Below are 9,464 nucleotides of genomic sequence, written 5' to 3'. Positions count from 1 at the left end.
CACATGGTCTATGAAGTGGTCGATAACGCCATCGACGAGGCGCTGGCCGGTCACGCCGATCTCGTCACCGTGACGCTCAACCCCGATGGTTCGGTCACCGTGATCGACAATGGCCGCGGAATTCCGACAGATATCCACACCGGAGAAGGCATTTCGGCGGCCGAAGTGATCATGACGCAGCTGCATGCCGGCGGCAAGTTCGACCAGAATTCCTACAAGGTCTCGGGCGGCCTGCATGGCGTCGGCGTCTCGGTGGTCAACGCTCTGTCGGCGTGGCTGAAGCTGAAAATCCGCCGCAACGGCCAGATCTTCGAGATGAGTTTCACGCATGGCAATGCCGACGCGCCGCTGAAGGCGACCGGCAGCTATGAGCAGGACAAGCAGCCGGGCACCTATGAGGGCCGCAGCGGCAGCCAGATCACCTTCTTCCCGTCGGCCGAGACCTTCACCATGGTCGAGTTCGACTTCAGCACGCTGGAACACCGGCTGCGCGAGCTTGCCTTCCTCAATTCCGGCGTGCGCATCATTTTGACCGATGCCCGTCACGCCGATGTCGTGCGCCATGAGCTGCACTATGATGGAGGCCTCGAGGAATTCGTCAAATATCTCGATCGGGTCAAGAAACCGCTGATCGACAAGCCGATCGCCATCCGGGCGGAGCGCGACGGGATCACCGTCGAAGTGGCGATGTGGTGGAACGACAGCTACCACGAGAACGTGCTGGCCTTCACCAACAACATCCCTCAGCGCGATGGCGGCACGCATCTGGCCGGCTTTCGCGGCGCACTGACGCGCCAGATCACCGGCTATGGCGAATCCTCCGGCCTGACCAAGAAGGAAAAGGTCTCGCTGATCGGCGACGATTGCCGCGAAGGCCTGACGGCGGTGCTTTCAGTCAAGGTTCCAGATCCGAAATTCTCCTCGCAGACCAAGGACAAGCTGGTCTCGTCGGAAGTCCGTCCTGTCGTCGAAGGCCTGGTCAACGAAGCGCTCGGCACCTGGCTGGAAGAACATCCGAGCGAAGGCAAGGTGGTCGTCGACAAGGTGATCCAGGCCGCGGCGGCGCGTGAAGCGGCGCGCAAGGCGCGCGATATCACCCGCAAGAGCTCGCTCGGCGTCACTTCCCTGCCCGGCAAACTGGCCGACTGCCAGGAACGCGACCCGGCGAAGTCCGAAATCTTCATCGTCGAGGGTGACTCCGCCGGCGGCTCGGCCAAGGGTGGGCGTTCGCGCCAGAACCAGGCGATCCTGCCGTTGCGCGGCAAGATCCTCAATGTCGAGCGGGCGCGCTTCGACCGCATGCTCGGCTCGGACATGATCGGCACGCTGATCACGGCGCTCGGAACCTCGATCGGCAAGGACGAGTTCAACGCCGACAAGCTGCGCTACCACAAGATCATCCTGATGACCGACGCCGATGTCGACGGCGCCCATATCAGAACCTTGCTGCTGACCTTCTTCTTCCGGCAGATGCCGGAGCTGATCGAGCGCGGCCATCTCTATATCGCCCAGCCGCCGCTCTACAAAGTGACGCGCGGCAAGAGCTCGCAATACATCAAGGACGAGAGCGCGTTCGAAGAGTTCCTGATCGGCTCGGGACTGGAGGAAGCATCGCTTACGCTCGGCTCGGGCGAGGTTCGCATCGGGCAGGACCTGCGCGGAGCCATCGACGACGCACTGGCGGTGCGCCAGCTGATCAACGGCCTGCACACGCGCTACAACAGAGGCGTCGTCGAACAGGCGGCGATCGCCGGCGGGCTCAACCCGGACGTGTTCACCGATCTCGGCCGCGCCAACGCCATGGCGGAGCGGATTGCAAAACGCCTCGACATCATTGCCGAGGACACCGAGCGCGGCTGGACCGGCCGCATGTCGACCTCGAATGAAGGTGTCGGCGGCTATGTGTTCGAGCGCACGGTGCGCAGCGTCAAGGAATACGCGCATCTCGATCTGGCGCTGATCAATTCGGCCGACGCACGCCAGCTCGACCGCTACGCACAGCGCCTCAGCGAGGTCTACGGCTCGCCGCCGGTGCTGCGCCGCAAGGATGTCTCCGAAACCATCTCGGGGCCGCTGGCGATGCTCAACGCGGTCTTCGCGACCGGCCGCAAGGGCCTGACAATGCAGCGCTACAAGGGTCTTGGCGAGATGAATGCCGAACAGCTCTGGGAAACCACGCTCGACCCAAACGTGCGCTCGCTGCTGCAGGTCAAGGTCAATGACGCGACCGACGCGGACTCGCTGTTTTCGCGGCTGATGGGCGACGAGGTCGAACCCAGGCGAGAATTCATTCAGGACAACGCACTGTCCGTCGCCAATCTGGACATCTGATATCTGGTCTGTGACATTGGCGCTGTGCGCGCCAATTGTTCGCCGGCGGCAAGAAAATCATTTTATAGTCCGCCGGAACGGAAGTCCCCTTGGAGCATTGTGACAACATCGATCACGATTTCTAACAGGAGGCCTTCATGGGACGCGGCATTTTGCTCTGGTTGCTCGGCATTCCGATCCCGATCATCATTTTGATCATGCTGTTCGCGCGATAGGGGGCTGTCATGCAGTCCACCCTATCGGCTGTCGACGTTTCCGCCTCAACCGAATCCTCCGCCACCGCCGTAAGTTGGGGGCCTATCGTCGCCGGCGCCTTCGCGGCTTCGACGCTGACCCTCATCCTCATGCTGCTTGGTTCGGGGCTGGGGTTGAGCATGGTGTCTCCCTGGTCGGGGTCTGGCACAACCGTTACCACATTCGCGGTTTCCACCGCGGTCTGGCTGGTCATCGTGCAATGGCTGTCCTCCGGCCTCGGCGGCTATCTTGCCGGACGGCTGCGCACCAAATGGGTCGGCGTTCATACCGACGAGGTCTATTTCCGTGACACCGCCCACGGTTTTCTCGCCTGGGCACTCGCCACATTGCTCGTCGTCGGCGTGCTTGGCTCAGCGCTTTCCGCGGCGATCGGTTCAGGCGTGCAGGCGGTGTCCACCGTCGCGTCCGGCGCTGCCATGGGCGCATCGGCTGGGGCCTCGGCCAATGCCGGCACCCCGTCGGTCGACAATGCGACATCCTATCTGGTGGATTCGCTGTTTCGTCCGGCCGATCCGAGCAAACTGGCGGCCGCCAATCCGGACAGTGATGCCGCGGCGGCCGGGCAGGCCTCGCGCATCCTGATCGCCGGCGCCGTGGCGGGTGAAGTGTCGGCCGAGGACAAGACATATCTGTCGCAACTGGTCGCCGCCCGCACGGGGCTTTCCGAGGCGGATGCCAAGACGCGGGTGGATGCGGTCATCGCCAAGGCTCAGGACGCCAAGGTCAAGGCGCAACAGGCCGCCGACACCGCCAGGAAGGCCGGTGCGACATTTGCCCTGCTTGGTGCGCTCTCGCTGGTCATCGGCGCCTTCATCGCCAGTGCTGCCGCGGCCCTTGGGGGCAGGCAGCGCGACGATGAGGAAGCGGTTTTTCTCACCAGCCGCTGAACTGCACTTGCAAGGCGAGTCCACTCCGGGCCGCCCGGAGTGGACATTGTTTTGAAATTGTCATGCGGCGCTGCCTCGGCCGCGTTCGCTGAAATCTGTTCCTATTTTCGGGGAGGAATCGTCTGCGCTTCCGCTTGGCTCGGCTCCAGTTTGCGACCGAGGTCGACAGCGTCGCGCAGCACGGCAAGATGCGAGCGCGGCCGATCGCCGGCGGCGACCTCGACACCGGTCGCCGCCAACGACCAGTACAGCGTGTGGGTGAACACACGGTCGAGGCAACCGCGCAGTTCGACCTGGATGTTCTCCACGCCCGGGCCGAAATTCTCCGCCATCGGCCCGGAGATCGGATCGCCCGTCAACCAACCATTGCCGCGGTCGAAGATATTGGTCCAGCGCGTTGCCGCAAACACCGCGCCATGATGCACCGCGCGCTGCGGCTTGCCCGAAGAACGGTTGCGCCCTTCCTGATAAAGCACAGTGCCACCGGCCGCCGCTCCCTCGGCGACCGGCGGACATGCCGAGAACAGGCGCTCGGCGATGCCGCGTCTGAATTCGGCGAGATTGTGCGTCACCAGAAATTCGCTGTGGGTCAGCGGGCTGCCAAGCGTGACGAAATCGCTGATCTTCCATGGCAGATGGTTGTCGTCCTTGGTGCGCAGTTGGCGATAGAGCTCCCACTGATCGCGCCGGAACCCGGCAAGATCTTCAAGGCTGCCGGGCCATGCCGAGCCGTCGGTAACAAGCGTCGCCTTGTCGACGGCGCGGATCGCCTTCAGTTTCGCCTTGTCGCGAATGGCCTCCAGTTTTCGGGGCCTGAAATCGGCCCACAAGATCTGCAGCAGGTCATAGGCGATCATCGACCCGAGGCTGTGCGAGACCAGCACGATGCGATCGTAGGTATCGTCCATCATCAGACGCTTCAGCAGCTTCAGACCACGGCTGCGGATCAGAGCCCGCTTCTCGACGGTTGCAGCTTCAGCGCGCACAAGGCCGCGACATCGCCGAAATAGGGAAGGCCAAAACGGTCCACTGACCAGATGACGAATGAGGCCAGGATGGTGACGAGCGCGCCGACGGTCCACGAAATTTGCTGCTGCCAAACCGAGGTCGCGAGCGCGAGCATCGCGCACAGGACGACGATGACGGCCAAAAGAGTGACCAGATAGAGCTTTCGGGCGTCGGGCGGTATGTCGGCGGGCTTCGCCACAGCAGATTTGTCACCCAGGCGGCAAGTCGGCCCCGCGTTGTGCCCTGCGTGACGTCAGCCCAGTAAAGCTCGTAGAAATCGGTGCGGCGCCCATCGACATCGTAGGGCGTGGTGATGCGGCGAAGTTCGTATGAATTGGTCCGGCTGTCGGGAGTGATCCAGCTCTGGTTGATCTTCGCGCCGGCGGGGTCGGCCGGATCGGCGACATGGGCATAAAACGGCGCGCGGCTGGGGTCGTGGCTCCAGACAGCCTGGACAAAGCCGCGCAACGTATCCATCGGCCGCTGTTCGCCCATGCCATGCACTATCACCACCGCCTGGCCAGGCTTGTGCGGCGCTTTTCCGGGCGGCGATGCGATCGGGTCAGGCACCAACGTCTCCGTCGACGATAGGCCCGCCGTCGAGGCGGGAATTCGTCATCGTAGCGCCGAAATCGCCGTCAAGCCAAGAAAGCACGGCCAAGAAAAAGCCCGGCGCGAAGCCGGGCGGTTCTTGGCTTGTCTCGGTGCTGATCCCTGATCAGTGGTCCATCGCCTTGACGATCTCTTCAGTCATCTTCTTGGCATCGCCGAGCAGCATCATGGTGCCGTCCTTGTAGAACAGCGTGTTGTCGATGCCGGCATAGCCGGAGCCGAGCGAGCGCTTGACGAACAGGCAGGTGCGGGCCTTGTCGACGTCGAGGATCGGCATGCCGTAGATCGGCGACGACTTGTCGTCGCGCGCGGACGGGTTGGTGACGTCGTTGGCGCCGATGACATAGGCAACGTCGGCTTGCGCGAATTCCGAGTTGATATCCTCGAGTTCGAACACTTCGTCGTAGGGCACATTGGCTTCGGCGAGCAGCACGTTCATGTGGCCGGGCATGCGGCCGGCGACCGGGTGAATGGCATATTTGACGTCGACGCCATTGGCCTTGAGCTTGTCGGCCATTTCGCGCAGCGCATGCTGCGCCTGGGCGACCGCCATGCCGTAGCCCGGCACGATGATGACTTTTTGGGCGTTCATCATGAGGTAGGCGGCATCGTCAGCGGAACCCTGCTTGACCGTGCGTTCGATGCCGTCATCGGCGGCCGCTGCCGTCTCGCCGCCGAAGCCGCCGAGAATGACCGAGATGAAGCTTCGGTTCATGCCTTTGCACATGATGTAGGACAGGATCGCGCCGGATGAGCCGACCAGCGCACCGGTGATGATCAGCGCCAGATTGCCGAGCGTGAAGCCGAGTGCAGCGGCCGCCCAACCCGAATAGGAATTCAGCATCGAGACGACGACCGGCATGTCGGCGCCGCCGATCGGGATGATCAGCAGGATGCCGAGCACCAGCGAGGCCGCGACAATCAGCCAGAAGACCAGTTTGGACTCGGTGGTGACCAGCAGCACGATCAGGACGACGAGCGCGATGGCAAGTGCTGCGTTGATGAAGTGGCGGCCGCCGATCATGATCGGCTTGCCGGACATGCGGCCGTCGAGCTTCAGGAAGGCGATGACCGAGCCGGTGAAAGTGATGGCGCCGATGGCGACGCCTAGGCTCATCTCGATCAGGGCCTGGGCATGGATGTCGCCATCCGTGCCGATGCCGAAGCTTTCCGGCGCATAGATGGCGGCGGCCGCCACCATGACGGCGGCGAGGCCGACCAGCGAGTGGAAGGCGGCGACCAGCTGCGGCATCGAGGTCATGGCGATGCGGCGCGCGGTGACGGCGCCGACGCCGCCGCCAATGGCAAGGCCGAGCACGATCAGGCCGAAGCGGCCGGCCGAGGGGGTTGCCAGCGCCAGCGTGGTGGCGATGGCGATGCCCATGCCGATCATGCCGTAGAGATTGCCCTGGCGGCTGGTGGTCGGATGCGACAGGCCGCGCAGCGCCATGATGAACAGGACGCCGGAGACCAGATAGAGGAAGGACGCGAAGTTGGCGTTCATGGCGCTCTACTTGTCCTTCTTCTTGTACATGGCCAGCATGCGCTGGGTGACGAGGAAGCCGCCGAAGATGTTGACCGACACCAGCATCAGCGCGACGAAGCCGAAGCCCGCGGCAATGCCGGAGGCGGCGATGCCGACGGCAAGCAGCGCGCCGACGACGATGACCGAAGAGATGGCGTTGGTGACGGCCATCAGCGGCGTATGCAGTGCGGGGGTCACCGACCAGACGACGTAATAGCCGACGAAGATCGCCAGGACGAAGATGGCGAAGCGGAAGACGAAGGGATCGATGGCACCGCCGGAGAGCGCATGCGCGGCATCACCCGCCGCGTCGGCACCACCAGGCGCGGTCGCCAGATTGTGCACTGCCAGCCGAACCGCGGCGGAGGCCTGGTCGAGCTGGTCGAGGGCTTTCTGCAGGGTCTGATCCATCACGCGATCCCTTTCGGCTTCGACGAGGGCGACTTGGATGCGGCCGGTTTCTTGGACGCGGCTTTCTTTGCAGCAGCGGGTTTGTCCGAGGCGTCGGCAACCATGGTCTTGGCCGGTATCGCGGCCGGCTCGAGATGGGGTTGCTGATCGGCCTTTATGAAAGCAGGATGCACGATCTTGCCGCCGTTAGTCAGCATCGTTGCCTTGACCAGATCGTCATCGCGGTTGATGGCAAGCGTTTTCGTCGTCTTGTCGACCAGCGTTTCGAGGAAGGCGAAGAGGTTCCGGGCATAAAGCAGCGATGCCGACGCCGCGATGCGGCCGGGCACATTGAGATGGCCGACAATCTTGACGTTGTTGGCGGTGGTGACGACCTTGCCGGCTTCGGCGCCCTCGACATTGCCGCCACGCTCGACCGCCAGATCGACGAGAACCGAGCCTGGCTTCATCGAGGCGACCATGGCCGCTGAGACCAGCTTCGGCGCCGGTCGGCCGGGGATCAGCGCCGTGGTGATAACGATATCCTGCTTGGCTATGTGCTCTGATGTGAGTGCCGCCTGCTTGGCCTGGTATTCCTTAGACATCTCCTTGGCGTAGCCGCCTGCCGTCTCGGCGGCCTTGAATTCCTCGTCCTCGACCGCAAGGAACTTTGCGCCGAGCGAGGCGACCTGTTCCTTGGCGGCGGGGCGAACGTCGGTGGCGGTGACGACCGCGCCAAGCCGGCGCGCGGTGGCGATCGCCTGCAGGCCGGCGACACCGACGCCCATGATGAAGACCTTCGCAGCCGGCACCGTGCCGGCCGCCGTCATCATCATCGGCAAGGCGCGGTCATATTCCGAAGCCCCGTCGATCACCGCCTGATAGCCGGCCAAATTGGCCTGCGAGGACAAAACGTCCATCGACTGCGCGCGGGTGATGCGCGGCATGAATTCCATCGAGAAGGCGGTGACACCGGCCTTGGCCAGGGCTGCCACAGCGGCATCATTGCCATAGGGATCCATGATGGCAATGACCGCTGTACCGGGCCTGTAGCTCTTCAGCTCGGCATCGCCGGGCCGACGCACCTTCAGCACGACATCGGCCTTGGCGACATCGGAAGCCTTACCGATGGCGGCGCCGGCGCTCGCATAATCGGCATCGACGATGCGCGAATTCAGACCGGCGCCGGCCTCGACGACGACGTCGAAGCCCAACGCCGCCAGCCGTTTCACCGTATCGGGCGAGGCCGCGACGCGCGGCTCGTTGGCATCGAGCTCACGAGGGATGAAAACCGTCTGTCCCACCGCATGATCCTTTCGGCCGGAAGCTATTTCCCGCAAGACGCCGGCCGGCCTCGCGGCGGCGCCGTGGACAAGGTGTCGGAAAATCTATCGGAGGATAAAGGCGCCGACGGCCATAATCAGCACGAACAGGATGGTCGCCGAGAAGAAGCCGCCCGCGAAGAAGCCGAAGGCCATCGCCAGAAGCAGGGCTCCGCAGAAAAGCGATCCGTATTTGGCCAGCGCGAGGAAGCCCGCATAGGTGCGGTCATGCTCGGCATAGTCCATCTTCGCGCCCAGTTCGACAGGACCGGTCGGCGAGTGATCAGCCATAGGAATACCCCTTCGAAGACATCTTTCAGGCACATAGCGAAAAGCCGGGCCGAGAGCAATGGCGCTATTGCCGCACAACAGCGGACAACTGCCTCAAAGAAAGGTTGAAGCCGGCTGCCAACGCGCGACGGAGTCCGATCGCTGGATTCTGATGCTTGATGCGGAAAGATGCTTCGAAGGCAGACGCTTGCGTGGCCTAAGCCGGCGCCCTCAGCCGGCTAGATGCGGAAATAGCCCGAGCAACCCGACGACGATCAGATAGAGCGCGACGATGAGTTCAACAGCCTTGGCATGACCAGGATCAGCACGCCGGCGATCAGCGAGATAAGCGGGGTGAGCGCAAGTGTGGAAATGGTCATGACGGGTTCCTTTGGCATATCCGTGGATTCGGCGACCAATGGCGAGGACGACAAGGCGCCGAGCCATCAGAACGCGTATCCGGCCCGAAAGCTCCAGTGGTTCTGCGAAACGCCTAATCTCAGGCGGCTTCGCGAAAATATTTGGCAGTCGGCAGGATGGTCAGCGGCGCCAATTCTCCAGCACCAGGTGTCTCGAACAGCATACGCTGCTCCAGAGATGTGGATCGGAAAAATGGAAAGCGCGAGAACGACCGCTCGCGAATGGCAGCGACATTGGCGCGATAAAGCACGACCTTGTAGTTCAGGCCCGGATAGTCGCGCAGCTCGCCGATCTGCTCAGAACTGTAGATACGACGGTAGAAACCCGCATGTTCGGGCCGGATAGTCGAGAGACAGTAAGGTGCGTCGAAGTAGAAGCAGGCCATTCCGGCAAGGCGCAGCGTCAGGTAGGGGATCTGCGGATAGACCTTCGACCAGTCTGGGT

The 9,464-nt window shown here is 63.1% G+C and carries 8 protein-coding genes and 2 pseudogenes; 2 read left to right on the top strand and 8 right to left on the bottom strand.

From position 1 onward, the window contains the following. Both gyrB and EN750_RS07585 read left to right on the top strand, forming a co-directional pair. A partial coding sequence (gyrB, locus tag EN750_RS07590) for a DNA topoisomerase (ATP-hydrolyzing) subunit B (RefSeq protein ID WP_127396066.1) occupies window positions 1-2,331 on the top strand: 2,331 nt, incomplete at its 5' end. Between the two features lie 224 nt (window positions 2,332-2,555). Beyond that, window positions 2,556-3,473: a hypothetical protein gene (locus EN750_RS07585; protein WP_127396065.1), complete on the top strand. Its 918-nt coding sequence runs from the start codon at window positions 2,556-2,558 to the stop codon at window positions 3,471-3,473. 101 nt (window positions 3,474-3,574) lie between these two features. Here the strand turns inward: EN750_RS07585 and EN750_RS40515 are convergent, their stop codons facing one another. The 8 genes and pseudogenes from EN750_RS40515 to EN750_RS07550 form a co-directional block, all read right to left on the bottom strand. Next, the gene (locus tag EN750_RS40515; protein WP_245482645.1) at window positions 3,575-4,459 is read right to left on the bottom strand and encodes a hypothetical protein; all 885 of its coding nucleotides are present in this window, start codon (window positions 4,457-4,459) and stop codon (window positions 3,575-3,577) included. After that, a complete protein-coding gene (locus EN750_RS40510) occupies window positions 4,420-4,680 on the bottom strand; it encodes a hypothetical protein (RefSeq protein WP_245482644.1) in 261 nt (86 codons plus the stop codon). Before EN750_RS40510 ends, EN750_RS40515 begins: the two co-directional genes overlap by 40 nt. Window positions 4,681-5,199: 519 nt before the next feature. Continuing rightward, the gene (locus EN750_RS07575; protein ID WP_109665727.1) at window positions 5,200-6,597 is read right to left on the bottom strand and encodes an NAD(P)(+) transhydrogenase (Re/Si-specific) subunit beta; all 1,398 of its coding nucleotides are present in this window, start codon (window positions 6,595-6,597) and stop codon (window positions 5,200-5,202) included. A 6-nt stretch (window positions 6,598-6,603) separates the two neighbouring features. After that, window positions 6,604-7,032: a proton-translocating transhydrogenase family protein gene (locus EN750_RS07570; RefSeq protein WP_189522886.1), complete on the bottom strand. Its 429-nt coding sequence runs from the start codon at window positions 7,030-7,032 to the stop codon at window positions 6,604-6,606. Continuing rightward, window positions 7,029-8,312: a Re/Si-specific NAD(P)(+) transhydrogenase subunit alpha gene (locus tag EN750_RS07565; RefSeq protein ID WP_127396064.1), complete on the bottom strand. Its 1,284-nt coding sequence runs from the start codon at window positions 8,310-8,312 to the stop codon at window positions 7,029-7,031. Before EN750_RS07565 ends, EN750_RS07570 begins: the two co-directional genes overlap by 4 nt. Before the next feature lie 84 nt (window positions 8,313-8,396). Next, the gene (locus EN750_RS07560) at window positions 8,397-8,621 is read right to left on the bottom strand and encodes an aa3-type cytochrome c oxidase subunit IV (RefSeq protein ID WP_127267396.1); all 225 of its coding nucleotides are present in this window, start codon (window positions 8,619-8,621) and stop codon (window positions 8,397-8,399) included. A gap of 210 nt (window positions 8,622-8,831) precedes the next feature. Then, a pseudogene (locus EN750_RS07555) lies at window positions 8,832-8,980 on the bottom strand (DUF3096 domain-containing protein). Window positions 8,981-9,099: 119 nt separating this feature from the next. Then, window positions 9,100-9,464 (bottom strand): annotated as a pseudogene (locus EN750_RS07550) (hypothetical protein); the annotation flags it as partial.

Origin of the sequence: Mesorhizobium sp. M7A.F.Ca.ET.027.03.2.1, from assembly GCF_003999175.1 — a bacterium.
Lineage (GTDB): Bacteria > Pseudomonadota > Alphaproteobacteria > Rhizobiales > Rhizobiaceae > Mesorhizobium.
Note: the sequence above shows the minus strand (reverse complement) of the source record. Positions and strands in the feature narration are given on the sequence as shown.